General features: G+C 53.3%; 15 protein-coding genes. 10 read left to right on the plus strand and 5 right to left on the minus strand.

Annotated features, from left to right (window positions below):
- Window positions 1–41: 41 nt before the first annotated feature.
- The 5 genes from nusB (at window position 42) to ribA (ending at window position 3,367) form a co-directional block, all read left to right on the plus strand.
- The gene (gene nusB / locus KOI40_RS06375; RefSeq protein WP_216096603.1) at window positions 42–482 is read left to right on the plus strand and encodes a transcription antitermination factor NusB; all 441 of its coding nucleotides are present in this window, start codon (window positions 42–44) and stop codon (window positions 480–482) included.
- Window positions 483–556: 74 nt separating this feature from the next.
- A complete protein-coding gene (gene thiL, locus KOI40_RS06380; RefSeq protein ID WP_216096604.1) occupies window positions 557–1,543 on the plus strand; it encodes a thiamine-phosphate kinase in 987 nt (328 codons plus the stop codon).
- Window position 1,544: 1 nt separating this feature from the next.
- Window positions 1,545–2,039 (plus strand): phosphatidylglycerophosphatase A family protein, encoded by a 495-nt coding sequence (locus KOI40_RS06385; RefSeq protein ID WP_216096605.1) that lies wholly within the window; start codon window positions 1,545–1,547, stop codon window positions 2,037–2,039.
- On the plus strand, window positions 2,039–2,674 hold the full coding sequence (locus KOI40_RS06390; RefSeq protein WP_216096606.1) for a retropepsin-like aspartic protease family protein: 636 nt from the start codon (window positions 2,039–2,041) through the stop codon (window positions 2,672–2,674). Before KOI40_RS06385 ends, KOI40_RS06390 begins: the two co-directional genes overlap by 1 nt.
- 84 nt (window positions 2,675–2,758) lie before the next feature.
- Window positions 2,759–3,367 carry a GTP cyclohydrolase II gene (gene ribA / locus KOI40_RS06395; RefSeq protein ID WP_216096607.1) on the plus strand — a complete coding sequence of 203 codons (609 nt, stop codon included), beginning with the start codon at window positions 2,759–2,761 and terminating at the stop codon, window positions 3,365–3,367.
- Window positions 3,368–3,416: 49 nt separating this feature from the next.
- Here the strand turns inward: ribA and sugE are convergent, their stop codons facing one another.
- From sugE to KOI40_RS06420, 5 genes are all read right to left on the minus strand, one after another.
- Window positions 3,417–3,731 (minus strand): quaternary ammonium compound efflux SMR transporter SugE, encoded by a 315-nt coding sequence (gene sugE / locus KOI40_RS06400; RefSeq protein ID WP_216096608.1) that lies wholly within the window; start codon window positions 3,729–3,731, stop codon window positions 3,417–3,419.
- Between the two features lie 227 nt (window positions 3,732–3,958).
- Window positions 3,959–5,299 (minus strand): acetyl-CoA carboxylase biotin carboxylase subunit, encoded by a 1,341-nt coding sequence (gene accC, locus KOI40_RS06405; RefSeq protein ID WP_216096609.1) that lies wholly within the window; start codon window positions 5,297–5,299, stop codon window positions 3,959–3,961.
- A 50-nt stretch (window positions 5,300–5,349) separates the two neighbouring features.
- Complete coding sequence (gene accB, locus KOI40_RS06410) at window positions 5,350–5,802, minus strand: acetyl-CoA carboxylase biotin carboxyl carrier protein (RefSeq protein WP_216096610.1); 453 nt, start codon at window positions 5,800–5,802, stop codon at window positions 5,350–5,352.
- 111 nt (window positions 5,803–5,913) lie between these two features.
- Window positions 5,914–6,351, minus strand: a complete 438-nt coding sequence (gene aroQ / locus KOI40_RS06415) for a type II 3-dehydroquinate dehydratase (protein WP_216096611.1) — start codon at window positions 6,349–6,351, stop codon at window positions 5,914–5,916.
- A 307-nt stretch (window positions 6,352–6,658) separates the two neighbouring features.
- Window positions 6,659–8,548: a protein-disulfide reductase DsbD family protein gene (locus tag KOI40_RS06420; protein ID WP_216096612.1), complete on the minus strand. Its 1,890-nt coding sequence runs from the start codon at window positions 8,546–8,548 to the stop codon at window positions 6,659–6,661.
- 267 nt (window positions 8,549–8,815) lie between these two features.
- Here KOI40_RS06420 and KOI40_RS06425 point away from each other — a divergent pair, with 267 nt between their 5' ends.
- The 5 genes from KOI40_RS06425 (at window position 8,816) to KOI40_RS06445 (ending at window position 15,781) form a co-directional block, all read left to right on the plus strand.
- Complete coding sequence (locus KOI40_RS06425) at window positions 8,816–9,520, plus strand: hypothetical protein (RefSeq protein WP_216096613.1); 705 nt, start codon at window positions 8,816–8,818, stop codon at window positions 9,518–9,520.
- A 51-nt stretch (window positions 9,521–9,571) separates the two neighbouring features.
- A complete protein-coding gene (locus KOI40_RS06430; RefSeq protein WP_216096614.1) occupies window positions 9,572–11,542 on the plus strand; it encodes a bifunctional diguanylate cyclase/phosphodiesterase in 1,971 nt (656 codons plus the stop codon).
- 56 nt (window positions 11,543–11,598) lie between these two features.
- Complete coding sequence (locus KOI40_RS06435) at window positions 11,599–12,153, plus strand: copper chaperone PCu(A)C (protein ID WP_216096615.1); 555 nt, start codon at window positions 11,599–11,601, stop codon at window positions 12,151–12,153.
- A 117-nt stretch (window positions 12,154–12,270) separates the two neighbouring features.
- Entirely contained in the window at window positions 12,271–13,320 is a 1,050-nt protein-coding gene (locus KOI40_RS06440) for a DUF2333 family protein (RefSeq protein WP_216096616.1), read from the plus strand.
- Between the two features lie 442 nt (window positions 13,321–13,762).
- A complete protein-coding gene (locus tag KOI40_RS06445; RefSeq protein ID WP_216096617.1) occupies window positions 13,763–15,781 on the plus strand; it encodes an EAL domain-containing protein in 2,019 nt (672 codons plus the stop codon).
- The last annotated feature ends 9 nt before the right edge of the window (window positions 15,782–15,790 follow it).

A 15,790-nucleotide genomic window follows, 5' to 3' on the forward strand; every position in this document is an offset into this window, starting at 1 on the left:
GTGACTCTTATTTTTGAAAGACAATACGAGCAAACACCGGAATGACAGTTTCTCCAGCGGCTCGCCGCAAAGCACGACACTACGCCATGCAGGCGCTTTATCAGTGGAGCATGACCTCAGCTGCAATCAATGTGATTGAAGCCGAATTTCACACTGATAACGACATGAGCAAAGTGGACATCGCCTACTTCCGTGAAATCCTTCACGGAGTTCCCCAGCGTCTGACCGAGTTGGATGAGGCTTACAAGGTGTATCTCAAAGAGCGTGAGCAGAGTGAGTTGGATCCTATCACTCAGGCACTGTTGCGAATGTCCACCTATGAATTGGTAGCTCGTATTGATGTGCCCTACAAAGTGGTCATTAACGAAGCTGTCTCGCTGGCAAAAAAATTCGGCGCTACTGACAGTCACAAATTTATCAACGGTGTACTGGATAAGGTGGCAGCCAAGTACAGAGCGGTTGAAGTGAAGGCGTCGCGTTAAGCGACGCGGGTGGGCTTGATCCAACCGTCTGTTCCCGCTAATTACACAACACAAAAGCCAGACAAGGGAAGGCCATGTCTCTGGGAGAGTTTGAACTGATCGACGCCTACTTCCGGCAGGAGTCCGGAGGGGTGGGCGTTGCCATGGGTATTGGTGATGACTGCGCTCTGTTGGAAGTTCCAGCGGGACAGCAGTTGGCCGTTTCCATGGATACTCTGGTTGGCGATGTGCACTTCCCCAAGAATGCTGACCCGGAATTGATTGCCGAGCGTGCGCTGCGGGTCAATTTAAGTGATCTGGCCGCCATGGGCGCAGAACCCTTGTGGTTTACCTTGGGATTGACCTTGCCCAAAGCCGATGCCCAGTGGGTGAAAGCCTTTTCTCAGGGGTTGTTTCGGGTGGCGAGAGAATTTGATGTGGCTTTGGTGGGTGGTGATACCACTCGCGGTAACCTGAGCATGACGATCCAGGTACATGGCGCCGTCACTCCGGGCATGTCTCTGTTGCGCGGCAATGCTTCAGTCGGAGATCAGGTGTATGTCACGGGTGCGCTCGGTGATGGGGCGGCAGCCCTGGCTGTGATCAAGCAAGAGCTGGGTGTGGACACCTCTGCTTTCAACTATTTGATGGGGCGATATTACCGCCCCCAACCTCAGGTGAAAGCGGGCAGGGCTCTGGTGGGTGTTGCGAATGCCGCCATTGATATTTCCGATGGTCTGATTGCCGACCTCGGACATATCTGTGAGAAGAGTGTGGTTGGTGCCAATATCCATCTGGAAAAAATTCCGCTGTCGGAGTCGGTGGCAAAACTGGTGTCCTTCGAGCAAGGGTTGGAGTGGGCTCTTAGTGGCGGTGATGATTATCAGCTGTGTTTTACCGTGTCGCCTGAAAAGGTCGATCAGTTGGAAGGGTTTATCGAAAGCGGCAGGCTTGAGGCCTATGCCATTGGCGAGATCACCGGAGATAAAGGTGTTGCCTGCTGGTACAAGGGAGAGCGGGTAGTGCCAAGTGGCAATGGTTTTCAGCACTTCAATCCGGATGAACAGAGCGTAGGAGCTTAATGTGGAAGCCCAAGTAAGCAGTCGTCCGACTTTCTCTGGCTTGATCGCGAAACCGGTCCACTGGCTGGCGTTTGGCTTTGGCTCTGGACTGTCTCCCAAGGCACCCGGAACAGCGGGTACTGTCGCGGCCATACCTTTGTATCTGTTGCTGGCCATGCTGCCTTTGGGCTGGTATCTGCTGGCGATGGTGGTGACATTTATCGTTGGGGTATATCTGTGTGACAAAACCTCGAAAGATATGGGGGTGCACGATCATCCGGGTATTGTTTGGGACGAATTTGTCGGTTACTGGATAACCATGATCGCTGCTCCCGCCGGCTGGTTGTGGATGTTGTTGGGGTTTGTGTTTTTCCGGATTTTTGATGTTCTGAAGCCCTGGCCCATCCGCTGGCTCGATACTCATGTCCATGGTGGCTTTGGCATTATGATTGATGATGTGCTGGCCGGTGTAATGGCATTGGCCTGCATGAATCTCTGCTACTGGTGGTGGCTGTAATGTCTCTGCGGTGGCTGCTGTGTGTCTGCGTGATGCTGGTGTGTTCCGCTACAACGGCCGCGAATGTGGAAGTTAAAGGGCTGTTTGCCGGCAGTGCGCTACTGGTGATCAATGGCGAAAACAAGCTGTTAAAAGCGGGCAGAACCTATCAGGGCGTCACCCTGATCTCGGCAGACAGTAGAAAGGCCGTTGTAAGTGTTGATGGCAAGCAATACTCACTGGGTATGTCAAAGCATATTGCTTCCAGTTTTCAACCGGCTCAGACCCGTGAGGTTCGCCTGCAGCCGGGGCGAGGTGGTCATTACATGACGCCGGCCCGGATCAATAACCTGCCGGTATCTGTGATGGTCGATACCGGAGCCACTTCGGTGGCAATGAGTTTGCCTCAGGCGAAGGCTTTGGGGATCGATTATCGCAATGGCGAACTGATTTCGATCAGTACCGCCAATGGCTATGCCAACGCTTACAAAGTGATGTTGTCCCGTGTGACCGTAGGCACAGTGTCGGTAGAAAATGTTGAGGCGATTGTCAGTATGAGTAACTTCCCGGAGCAGATCCTGCTGGGAAACAGTTATCTCAATCGCGTCAAAATGTTTACAGAAAATGGTGTACTGGTTTTTCAGAGTCAGTATTAAACGCGCAGCAGTTGGTCGAGGTTGTTTGTCTTGATTTGTCGATAAGACGATCCTGCCCAGGCGCGACAGTAAGAGGTTGTAGTTGTGGCCGTCCGTTACATAGAGTCTTCCAAATTGCCCACGTCCATGGGTATTTTTGATATGCACGGTTTTGAAGATACCGAAACCGGTAAAGAGCACGTAGTGTTAAGTATGGGTCAAATTGATGATTCGGAGCCGGTGCTGGCCCGAATCCATTCAGAGTGTTTGACCGGTGATGCCCTGTTCAGTTTGCGTTGCGACTGCGGTGCACAATTGCAGGCAGCGATGCATCGCATTGCCATGGAAGGTCGAGGTGTTATTTTTTACCTGCGCCAGGAAGGGCGTGGCATTGGTTTGATGAACAAGATCAAGGCGTACCACCTGCAGGATAAAGGTGCAGATACTGTCGAGGCCAATGAGCAGTTGGGCTTCGGTGCCGATATGCGCGATTATTCCATCCTCAAACCCATGCTTGAGCATATGAATATCGCGGAAATTCGCCTGATGACCAATAACCCCCGCAAGGTGAAAGCCTTGCAGGAGCTGGGCATCAATGTGGTTGAGCGAGTCGCGCACGAAAGCGGCCGCAACCCTCACAACATCAAATACCTTGAGACCAAAAAGGGCAAACTGGGCCACTTGCTGGAAGATCGTGACGGTAGCGAAGAGTAACCGTTTCCATAACGATTCAGTCGCACTTGTCGGCTGAATTGGAGCAGTTTCAGGTTGCCAGCTTTAAGCCAATGACGCCGGCAAGAATAAAGCCTACGCTGACGATTCGTAAGGCATCTGCGGGTTCGTTAAACAGCCAGATGCCCAGTATCACTGTGCCTGCCGCACCAATACCTACCCACACGCTGTAAGCTGTGCCCACCGGTAAGGTTTTCATCGCCAGACCAAGCAGTAAGAAGCTGGCTGTCAGAGCGCCAATGGTCCAAATAGACGGCCATAGGCGCGTAAAGCCTTCGGTGTATTTCAGGCCAATAGCCCAGGCAATTTCGAGTAATCCGGCAAGTAACAAGATAATCCAGGCCATGATGACGTCTCCTATCTGTGAAATCAGATGATGGGGTCGTCCCCGGATGAGTATCCAGCCATCGGTGGATGGTGTGGCGAGGTCGTCCTCGCGCAGGATGGGTGTTGAGCCAGGATCTTAGCAAGTTGCCACAAAATCACAATGCTATTGAAGTGGTAGTTTTTTGTGATAAAAAAACCGCGGAGCTATCAGGCATCCGCGGTTTTTGGCAGGGAGGAAAGCTTGGGTTACAGCCCCAGCTTTTTCTCCAGGTAGTGAATGTTGACACCACCCTTGGCAAAGCCCGCGTCCCGAACCAGATCCTTTTGCAGCGGAATATTGGTGCGGATACCATCGACCACCAGTTCGTCCAGCGCGTGGCGCATACGAGCCAGAGCTTCGTCGCGACTGTCACCGTAGGTGATGACTTTGGCGATCATGGAGTCGTAGGTTGGTGGAACGGTATAGCCGCTGTACAGGTGGGAATCGACCCGCACGCCCAGTCCGCCGGGAGTGTGAAATTGATTCACAGTTCCGGGACACGGCATAAAGGTTTTTGGGTCTTCCGCATTGATGCGACACTCGAAGGCGTGGCCTTTGATGGTAATGTCGTCCTGTGTAACCGACAGCTTTTCGCCGGAACAGACGCGGATTTGTTCTTTGATCAGATCAAAACCGGTAACCATTTCTGTAACCGGGTGCTCTACCTGAATACGGGTGTTCATCTCAATGAAGTAGAAGTTGCCGTCTTCGTAGAGAAACTCAAACGTACCGGCGCCACGATAGCCAATTTTGATACAGGCATTGACGCAGGATTCGTACACCTTGGCCCGGGCTGCGGGGTCGATGCCGGGTGCCGGGGCTTCTTCCAGAACCTTTTGGTGGCGGCGTTGCAGGGAACAGTCGCGATCACCAAAGTGAACGGCATTGCCCTGTCCGTCGGACAGTACCTGAACTTCGACGTGGCGAGGGTTCTGCAGGTATTTTTCCATATAAACGGTGTCATCACCAAAGCCTGCCAGAGCCTCTGCTTTGGTGACACGAATGGAGTTCAGCAAAGCAGATTCAGTGTGCACCACGCGCATGCCGCGACCACCACCGCCAGCGGCAGCTTTGATGATGACGGGGTAGCCAATCTCGCGGCCGTGCTTCAGGCAGACTTCGGCGTCGTCCGGCAGTGGCCCGTTGGAGCCTGGAACCGTTGGTACACCGGCTTCTTTCATGGCTTTAATGGCGGAAACCTTATCGCCCATCAAGCGGATGACATCCGGGTCGGGACCGATAAAGGTGAAGCCGCTTTTCTGTACCTGTTCGGCAAAATCAGCGTTTTCTGCCAGAAAACCGTAACCTGGATGCACGGCAACCGAGTCGGTAATTTCCATGGCGCTGATGATGCGCGGAATGTTCAGGTAGCTTTCGGTTGACGAATTCGGGCCAATGCACACGGATTCGTCGGCCAGACGCACATGCTTCAGGTCGCGATCGATCTGCGAGTGCACGGCGACGGTTTTGATGCCCATTTCTTTACAGGCGCGCAAAATGCGTAGCGCAATTTCGCCACGGTTTGCGATCAGTATTCTTTCAAACATGCCCAGTTCCTCTGTGTATGCATCCTTAGAAGGGGTGTATGCATTAAAACTTAAACAATAGTTACCAGAGGCTGGTCAAATTCTACGGCATCGCCGTCTTCTACCAGAATGGCTTCGATAACGCCGGCTTTGTCGGCTTCGATTTGGTTCATCATCTTCATGGCTTCAACAATGCAGATGACGTCGCCTTGTTTTACGTGCTGGCCAACTTGGATAAAGGCTGGAGAGCCCGGGCTTGGCGCTGCGTAATAGGTGCCCACCATTGGCGATTTCACAACGTGACCGCTGAAAGTATCTTTCTTCTCTTCTGCCGGTGCAGCTGCGGGAGCCGCGGCTGGAGCCGGAGCTGCCGGTGCGGGAGCTGCCATCATTTGAGGGGCGGCGTAGGTGGTGGGGCCGTTGCGACTGATGCGCACAGACTCTTCACCCTCTTTGATTTCCAGCTCGCCGATATCGGACTCTTCCAGCAGTTCGATCAGTTTTTTGATTTTACGAATGTCCATAAGTGATTTCCTGTCGTTTAGCTGATGTCGCATTGCGACTTCAGGGCAGTGGTTAAGTCAGTGAATTGTATTGTGGGTTGTTCTGTATGTTTCTTGGTCACAGCCATCGAGCTATGACAGTTTTTCCAATGCGGCACTCAAAGCCAGTTCGTAGCTTTGGGCGCCAAAGCCGCAGATTACGCCCAGGGCAATATCAGACAAATACGAGTGATGTCTGAAACTTTCGCGACTGTGCACATTGGACAGGTGTAATTCGATAAACGGGATTGCAACTCCGGCCAGAGCGTCGCGCAAGGCAATGCTGGTGTGTGTAAACGCTGCTGGATTGATCAAAATGAAGTCGACGCCTTCTGCTTTGGCGGCGTGTACCCGCTCGATCAGAACGTGTTCGGCGTTACTCTGCAGTGTCAGCAGCTGGTGGCCGTTGGCCTGGCAACGGGTGGTCAGGCTCTGGTTGATATCATCCAGAGTGGTTGCGCCGTAAATTTCAGGTTCCCGAGTGCCAAGTAAATTCAAATTCGGGCCGTGCAGAACCAAAATGGTCGCCATAAAGCGTGGATTCCCGTCAAAAATGCGTGATTTGGTGCTGATCTTATAATTAACAGACCGTTTTACCTGTTACATGGGCAAAGTGTGCCGCAAATTTTACAGAGAGTCTAGCCGATAACTGGAAAATGTGAAATTAACAGATTTTAGCATCAAGATTGACGAAATTTCTGCATTAATACGCTTGTTTTAGAGTGTGGGAGGTGGCCGGTTCAGCGATTTTCAGAGCTTATCGCCACCTTTTCTCGTATCGATCTGGGAACTTTCGTGAATATGACGCTATTTTTAAGGAAATAGCGTCAGTTGGCGGCTAATTTGAGATTTTAAGCGACTTGATGGCGTTTGTGATAGTCCGTTCGCGCAAAATTTGCGGCAAAATGACCGGTGGGTCATTCTCTCTGCCTGAGTACAAAAGGTAGAGGGGGACGCCATTGCGGCCAAATTGAGACAGTAGATGGGTGATCTCGGGGTTGTAGTGGGTCCAGTCCCCTTTCAGTTTCACGATGCCCGCCTGTTCGAAGGCGTTGATCGATGTTTCCGTGTCCAGGGCCACCTTTTCGTTAGCCAGACAGGTGATGCACCAGTCTGCCGTCAAATTGACGAACGTGGGAGTTCCATTGGCCAGCAGTTGGTCCAGTCGTTTCTGGGAGTAGGGTTGCCACTGATTGGCTAAGGCTGCCTCTGAAGAGCCGTTGGCCGGAGAATCCTGAGGGTTGAGGTTGTTGAGTGGCAGTAACGAGGCGAGCAGGACGACCACCGCCAGCATTTTCTGGCTGATACGGGAGGGCTGATGCTGCCATAGCCATGCTGCAAAGCTCAGTCCCAGAGCGCCCGCCGAAAGGGCCACAACAGCGTCGCTGCCGGTCTGACGTCCAACTACCCACAACAGCCAGAGCGCAGTCAGGAATAGAGGGAAGGCCAGCAGTTGTTTCAGGGTTTCCATCCACTGGCCGGGTTTGGGCAGTCGTCTGGACAGGGAAGGGAAGTAGGTCAGTAATAAGAAAGGCAGCGCCATGCCAAAGCCCAGTGCGGCAAACACGGTCAGTGCCAGTGGAGCCGGTTGAGTAACCGCAAAACCCAGGGCGCCGCCCATGAACGGTGCTGTGCAGGGGCTTGCGACAACAGATGCCAGTGCCCCGGTAAAGAATGAGGCGCGATAGCTGTGGCCTTCAGTGAGGGATTGCCCGCTGCCACTGAGTTTGCCTCCCAGTTGGATAAAGCCCGACAGCCCCAGTCCCATAATAAAAAACAGGTAGGCCAACAGCGCTACGACCAGCGGTGATTGCAGCTGAAAGCCCCAGCCTATGGCCTGTCCTGCCTGACGAAGCAGCAGCATGATGGTGGCAATGGCCACAAAGGTCGCTATGACGCCCAGAGTATAAGCCCAGCCGTGCAGATGCTGCTGGTGGGGATTCTCCTGGCTCCGCGCCAGACTGAGAGCTTTCAGGGACAGCACCGGGAAGACGCAGGGCATCAGGTTCAGCAATATGCCGCCGGCCAGTGCGCCGAACAGGGCGAGCCAGAATCCTGTCGATGCCGCACTGCTCGACCCTGTTGATATGCCTGTCAGTGAGTTGTTGGGGCCAGGTGCTGTCAGGACTTTCGCGATATTGTTCTGGATTTGTACTTGTTGCTGCAGAGGGGGATAACACAGTCCTGCGTCGGCACACCCTTGAGAGTGAACCGTTAGCTGTCGGATTGGGTCGGCGTTCTCTGGCAGCGGGATTAAAAGATCGAGTGAGCTGTAGTAAACCGTCAGCTCTTTTTCAAAGTAATCGTCGTATTTTTCGATGCCTTCCGGTAGCTCCAGCGGCAGGCTATCACCGTCAATAACGACTTTGAGTTGGTGCTGATACAAATAATATCTCGGCGCAATGTCCCAGTGCAGCGATAGCATCTTGTCGGCCGGTGCATTGGCAAGCAGGGAGCCATCGACAATGGAGGCGCTCAGCTGGTAAGCCTCAGTGACTGGCAGAAAGCTGACCTTGCCGGGGTCGCTGGTGAGCAGGTTGTTATCAGGGGTTGTGACTGATGGGCTTGAATTTTCCAGTAGGTCAACCTTACCCGAGAGTGTGCTGTTGCCAGTGAGATCCGCGTTGGCTGTTTTAAAGGGATCGTTAGCCTGGCCGGGTACTGAGAACACCGTCAGTGTACTCAGCAGTAGCAGGCAGGAAAGCAGAGGGAGTCGGCTCGAAAGCATAGAGAAGAACGTCCAGCAGTGATCAAGTGGTTTCGTTTGTCATCAACGGGCCTTAGTATGCCATGATTACAGCCCGATGGCTGGTGGCATTTGGCGGGTCGTGACCTGCAGCGTTGCTTTGACTCTGTTTATCAGGCAGAGTTTCCGCAGTGTTGAGTGGTTGCAGATTGAGAAGGCTTAAGTTGTATGAAATGCACGTCCGGCTTGGGGAGCAGGTCTTTGGTGGTTGGCCTGCTGATGGTATGTGGGGCAATATTGAGTGGCTGTATGAGTCAGCAACCGGAACCCGCCTCCGAAGTTAAGGTGCCGCAATCACCGGTGCCGGCCAAACCAAAGCCGCCGACACTGGAGCAGCAGGTCAGTTTGATGTTGAGGCAAGCGGAGCGGGCCATGTATGGCGATCGGCTGATGTTTCCCGAGGACGACAACGCCTATGACCGCTATCAGGCCGTGCTCAAACTTCAGCCGGGCAATGCACAGGCAATCTCGGGGCTGCAGCAAATTCTGGTGCGCTATGTACAAATGGGCCGTGAGGCCCTGAGACACAGCCGTCTCGGAAATGCAAAAGCCTATGCCCGGCGTGCCGGTTTGATCGATGCAGACAATCCGTTGCTGCGGGAGTTTGAGCAACAATTGTCGGAAGCTGAACGCCTGAACCCGGTTGCACCGGCTAAAGTGTCTTCCGGGAGGCCCGTTTCCAGTAAGTTGGGAACCCCGGAGTCGGGCCCGGAAAGTCAGTATGAGCTCAACCTGTCAGATCTGAATCTGCGTGGCGATGCCATACGGGCGGTACTGAAAGAGATTGCGGAGCGCGTCAAAAGCAGTGATGAAGTACTGCTGATTGTGGCTCGCAACGACGCAGAAGGACGCTGGCTCTATAAAGAAATGAAGAAAGCGGCCGAGGGCTATCGTATCCGTGGCGATATCAAGGTGGGCTCACCGCCGAGAATTATTGTTTACCCGCCTATTTAATGGCCTTGATACTGCTACTCCTAATCTTCCAATAACACGGACAAGCGCACTGTGACTTTATACAGACAACTTATATTGGTTATCACTTGCCTCATTGCCAGTATCATGGCTGGCAACTTTGTTGTCAGTGTTATAAATGCCCGCGACTATGTGTCCCAGCAAATGGAGATACACGCGCAGGATACAGCGACCTCCCTGGGGCTTACCATTTCCCACGCAGCCAAAGCCAAAGACGAAGCCGAGATTCGTTCTTTCGTGGATGTGGTGTTTGACCGCGGTTATTACCGTCAGGTGACTTATCGCAGCGTCTCGGGAGACATGCTGGTTGAGAGCAAAATGCCTATCGTGATTGAAGGGGTGCCAAACTGGTTTATCCAGCTGATCGATCTGTCCGAACCCGTGGGGCATGCGGAAGTCATTTCCGGTTGGTTCCGTCTGGGCGCGGTGGATGTCGTGTCCCATCCCGGGTTGGCGTATCTGGATCTGTGGCGTGTTTTCAAAGATCAGTTGTGGCTGTTCCTGTTTACCTCAGTGTTCTGTTACCTGCTGGCGGGGTTGGGGCTCGCGGTTCTGCTGCGGCCGCTGCGACAGGTGGAGGTTCAGGCCGAAGCGATTTGTCGTCGCGAATTTCCGGTGCAGAGTAATCTGCCTCGCACCCGTGAATTGCGCCGCATGGTGCTGGCCATGAATCGCATGGTGCAGAAAATTCAGTCCATGTTTCAGGAGCAGGTCGAACTTTCCAGCGAGCTGAGACGCCAGGCCAATTTTGATCCGGTCACTGAGCTGCTGAATCGCTCCGGATTTGATGCGCATCTTGAATCCCGTCTGAGTTCCGAGCGCGGTGGCAGTGCAGGTGAAATGGTGTTGATTCAGCTCAGTGGTCTGTCCGAGTTTAACCTGCGCGTGGGGCGCGCAACCGGTGATCAGTGTTTGAAAGGGTTGGCTGAGGCGCTGACCGAATCGCTGGTTCAATATCCGGATGCGATACTCGGGCGTCGTACCGGCACGGACCTGTGCGCTTTTATTCCCTTGGTGGATCTGGAGGAAGGCGAGGCCATCGCCGGAGAGCTGTTTTCGCGTCTGAATGGATTGAGCTGGTTTCGTGAAGCCGAAGAATTGCAGTTGCATATGGGGGTGGCTTTTGCCTCCCGTGTGACTGAGCAGGGCAGCCTGCTGGTGGAGGCTGATCTGGCATTGCGGTCGGCGCAGAGTCAGGGGGAGGCAAATTATCAATGGCATCAAGTGGACTCTGCTGAGAACTCCCGTTCTGCCAGCGAGTGGCAGGAGTTGCTGGGCGAGGCTCTGGAGCACAAACGTTTTACGTTTCATGTTCAGCCGGTGTTTGAGCGAGATGGCAAAACCCTCAGTCAATGGGAGGTATTCTGTCGCCTGCCGGTGGATGGCGATCTGTTGGCGGCCGGGGTATTTCTGCCAATGGCTGAGCGCTTCGGAATGTCTGAGAGCATTGATTGTCTGATGATCAAGATGTTGGCTGAACAGTATACTGAGGCACGGGGACCTAAGGTGTGCGTCAACCTGTCGCCATCATCGCTGGTCAGTGAAACCTTTTTGCCCTGGCTGGATGTGTTCTTGCGCAATAACCGCGCGTTTGCCCAGCGGCTGGTGCTGGAATTGCCCGGCTATTCCCTGGCCACTCACGAGCGGGAAGTGCGTTCATTGGCGTTGAAGGTTAACGAGCTCGGTAGTCAATTGTTGCTCGATCATTTTGGTACCGGTGTTGCCGCTTTCGCCTTTTTGCAAAGCCTGCCTCTGTTTGCCTTAAAGGTAGATCGCTGTTTTGTTAACGAGATAGACCTAAATGCTGACAACCGCTTTTTTGTGCAGTCACTGGTTCAGATTGCCCACAGTTGTGATGTGAAGCTGTTGGTCGAAGGGGTCGAGACTGAAGCGGAGTGGTCGGTGTTGCAATCTCTGGGCATTGATGGTGGTCAGGGCTACTATCTGGGAAAACCAATGGCCTTGGAGTACGCTGATCAGGAGTTTTGCGGAGTTACTGATTAACCGGGCGGTTCAACTAAGATTCCAGTTGCAGCAATCATGGAACAGGGAGTACGAAGATGGCTATAACAACGTCGCTGAAATTCACAAAGCTTCTATACTTGGGGGGGCTGTTGGCTGGTATCCGGCGATGGCTGATGCGAGTCACAGCTTTGTTGCCCGTGCCCTTTTTGTTGATCTATGCGTCGCTGGCAAGTGTTGCCGTCCTCGCTGGAGACGGCACAGGCAAGATGGTTGATGATCACTCTGAATTGTCACAGGCCTCTGTCAGTATTGGAGATGCCCGTATTCGGCTGCCTTTGCCGGGTCAGACAACCGCCGTGGTGTATCTGACGTTGCACAACAGCTCTTCGCAGGCCTTGACGGTCACGGAGGTCAAGGTGCCGGGCAGTGAGCGTGCAGAGTTGCACCAGCATCTGCACGAAAATGGCATGATGAAAATGAGAGCGGTAGAGAGCATACCGGTTGCAGCTGGCGAGACTTTGGAGTTTACGCCAGGTGGTTATCATATTATGGCCTTTGAGATGGTTGCGGAAACACGGCAGCTCTATCCGGTCACGCTGGTGTTTGCAGACGGCAGACAGGTCAGTGCCGGCGCCCGGGTTGTTCGTTAGAAGAGCCCGAGATTGAAAGGGCCGTTTTTTTGCAAATAGGCCTGCAGTTAAAAATCAAGCGTACTGGCTGTTACAGGTCGTATGCGATTGTATGCACGGAAACAGTAAGGTTTTACCATGGGAAAGTTGGGTGATTTTGGACAGGGTATTCGAGATTGGTGGCAGGACTGGCGCGAGGACGGTGTGGGAGGCTGGTTTACCAAAACACTGCTGACTGTGCTGGTGCTCTATTTGTTGATAGCCGCCGTTATGGGGTTTTTCTGGAGTTCTGAACCCGATCATTTTACGGTTCGTGAATCCGTTGCCATGAACGCGCAGGGACGCCCCATGTTCATTGGGGTGGCGACCACCAGTGCGCTGATTCGAGTTTCAGAAACGCTGCTGGATAAGCCCGGCGGATTTATGAGCAATGACGTGATGCCGCCAGGACTGTGGCTCGACAACATGCCCAACTGGGAATATGGCGTACTCATCCAGGTGCGCGATATGAGCAAGGCCATGCGTGAAGCCTTCAGTCGTTCGCAATCTCAATCCACGGAAGACAATTCTCTGGCGCGGGCCGAATCCCGTTTCAATTTTGATAACAGGAGTTGGGCGTTGCCAGCCTCAGAGTCAGAGTATCGGGCGGGTATTGAGTCTCTGCACAGCTACCTGCTGCGGTTATCGGATGACGATCAGCACAACGCCCAGTTTTTTGCCCGCGCTGATAATCTGCGTTATTGGTTAAGCACGGTGGAAACCCGGTTGGGCAGCTTGTCGCAGCGCTTGAGTGCCAGCGTGGGGCAGCGTCGTCTGAATACTGACCTTGCGGGCGAAGTCGCAGCCCGTCAGTCAACGTCCACTCCGCGTGAAATGGAAGTGAAAACCCCATGGACCGAAATTGACGATGTCTTCTATGAAGCGCGCGGCAGTACCTGGGCGCTCCTCCACTTTCTGCGAGCTGTTGAGGTCGATTTTGCCGACATTCTTGAGCGCAAGCATGCACTGGTCAGTTTGCAGCAGATCATCCGCGAGCTGGAGGGAGCCCAGGCTCCCATCTACAGTCCGATGATTCTGAATGGCGGTGGTTTTGGGATGCTAGCTAACCACTCTCTGGTTATGGCGTCTTACATCTCTCGGGCCAATGCTGCGATCATCGACCTGCGTGAGCTGTTGGCACAGGGATAAAGCCTCGTTTTCGTTTTTTCTATTCCGGTGCCCGGCCATTCTGCCGGGCATCCATTATTCCCCTGCAGTGCCCCCATTTTCCTCCACGAGTTGGGCGGCGGTCGTCGGCCACTGTTTTTTTAACGTGGAAGTTAAGATTTTGTGACAATTTCGCTCTCGGCGGTTGACGTATTATTCTCCTTTTGGTGTGATGTGTGTCACATTTCTGCTCGGCTTCACCCTTGCTCAAAATATAGGACACGATAAGCTCTTAACTTCCGGGCGTAAGTCATTCTTTGGTGTGAGAAACACTGTATATAGAGTGACCAGTTCTTGTGTTCCGCTCTGTGGCAGTGCTACCACAATCCTGCCCCCGCGAGGATTGTGTTGGCACGTTTGGTGGAGCAGTGTGATTGCGTTACATCCATGATTCTTATATTCAACTGTATCAACGGAAGTTTGAATGACCGCTGAGGCGCTCCCATCTACACGCACCCTGTTCAGTGACGAAGCCGCTGAAGGGTTGCTTCGACGCATGAGCGACGCCTATTTTCTGATTGGTGCAGACCGTATTATTCTGCGCGCGAATCCTGCGGCTCATCTGTTGTTCGATACCCCCGAGCTGGTAGGCGCGCGACTGGATTATTTCTTCTCTCAGGACGTCAACTGGGCATCAGTTTCTTCCGGGGACCGCTTTAATCTGCGTGCACGGCGTCATGAAGGCAAGCAGATCAAACTCAATTATTACGTCTCAGCAGAGAGTGGCGGTCATCATTGCTTGATGTCACTGGTGAATCCCGAGCAGTCCTACCAGGAACAACTGCTGCGCCAGACATCGCTGGTTCGAACTGCACTGAGCTCCATCGCCGACGCGGTGATTGCAGTGGATGCCAAGGGCGTGATTGAAACCATCAACCCTATGGCCAGAGAATTATTGAACCTGACCGATCAGAGTGCTCGTGGGCTGCCAATTGGGCAGGTGCTGGTTGTTGCCGATTCTGCTACCCATAGAGTGTTGCCGTCGCCGATTGTGGATGTGCTCAAGCATGGTTCCAATAGCAATTATCCCGAGGTGTTGCTGTATGCGATTGAGCGTAAGCCGGTCCTGATCAGTTTGCAGGTCATGCCTTTGCGTAATGCCGCGACGGAAGTGGATGGCTGTGTGTTGATCTTTCGCAATAGTTCTCAGGCTGAACGTGACCGATTGCGCGTCAAATGGCAGGCGCGGCACGATACGTTAACCTCTCAGCTCAATCGACAGGCGTTTGAGGTATCGATTTCACAGGCGGTCGAGCGAGCCCGTAACGAGCCGGTGAGCTTTGGGCTGCTGTATATCGACATTTATCAGTTTAAGGTCATCAATGATACCTGTGGCCACGCGGGTGGCGATGAACTGCTGCGTCAGGTGGCTGAGCTGATCGCGGGCAAGCTACGCAGTCAGGATATGCTGGCTCGCCTGGGGAGTGATGAATTTGGCGCCCTGATCTATAACACCACGCTGGCCGGTGCGCAGCGGGTGGCCAGTTCGGTATTGTCGGGAATACAGGATTATCAATTTCATTGGGGCGGCCGGGTTTTTAAGGTCGCCGTCAGTATCGGTGTTGTGGTGATTGATGAGGCCTCGGAGTCCGAGGCTCAGGTTCTGGCAACTGCCAACGCAGCCAGCTGTGCAGCAAAAGAACTGGGGCGCAACCGTATCCACTGGTACAACAAGGATCAGGAGGTCGAACAGCGTCGCAGTGAAATCAATTGGGTTGTGAATATCAGTCACGCGTTGGCACAGAATCGGTTTTGCCTGTTTCAGCAAAAGATTCAGCCGGTTGACGGCTCCGATGATCACTACGAAGTGCTGTTGAGGTTGCGACAGGAAAACGGTGAACTGATCAGTCCGGAAGTCTTTATTCCGGCTGCGGAACGCTATGGCTTGATGGATGATGTCGATCGCTGGGTAGTGGATGAGGTCGTTACGCACCTCAAAGAGCGGGAAGAGAACTTTCTGTCACCGCGTATATACACCGTCAATCTGTCCGGGATGACCGTCAGTGATCCGGCGTTTGTGCCCTACGTATTATCGGCGATCGAACGCAGTGGTATTGATGCCTCACTCCTGCATTTCGAGATCACCGAGACGGCGGCCATCAGGCACCTGGATACGGCCATTGAGTTTATGGAGCGGTTGCGGGAAAAAGGCAGCCGTTTTTATCTGGATGATTTTGGCAGTGGACTGTCTTCTTTTGCCTACCTGAAAGATCTGCCGGTCGATTATCTGAAAATTGATGGCAGTTTTGTCAGTACCATGCTGCAAGACTCATCCAGTTTTGCCATGGTCAGTACCATCAATCACCTCGCCCATTCCATGGGGCTGAAAACAGTAGCTGAATACGTCGAAACAGAAGAGTTGCTGGATGCGCTGATTGATGTGGGTGTCGATTTTGTTCAGGGCTTTGGCATTGCCAGGCCCGAGCTGATGTCTTTGGATTAATGTGAGTCA

Origin of the sequence: Pseudomaricurvus albidus, assembly GCF_018863235.1 — a bacterium.
GTDB classification, from domain to species: Bacteria; Pseudomonadota; Gammaproteobacteria; order Pseudomonadales; family Cellvibrionaceae; genus Pseudomaricurvus; species Pseudomaricurvus albidus.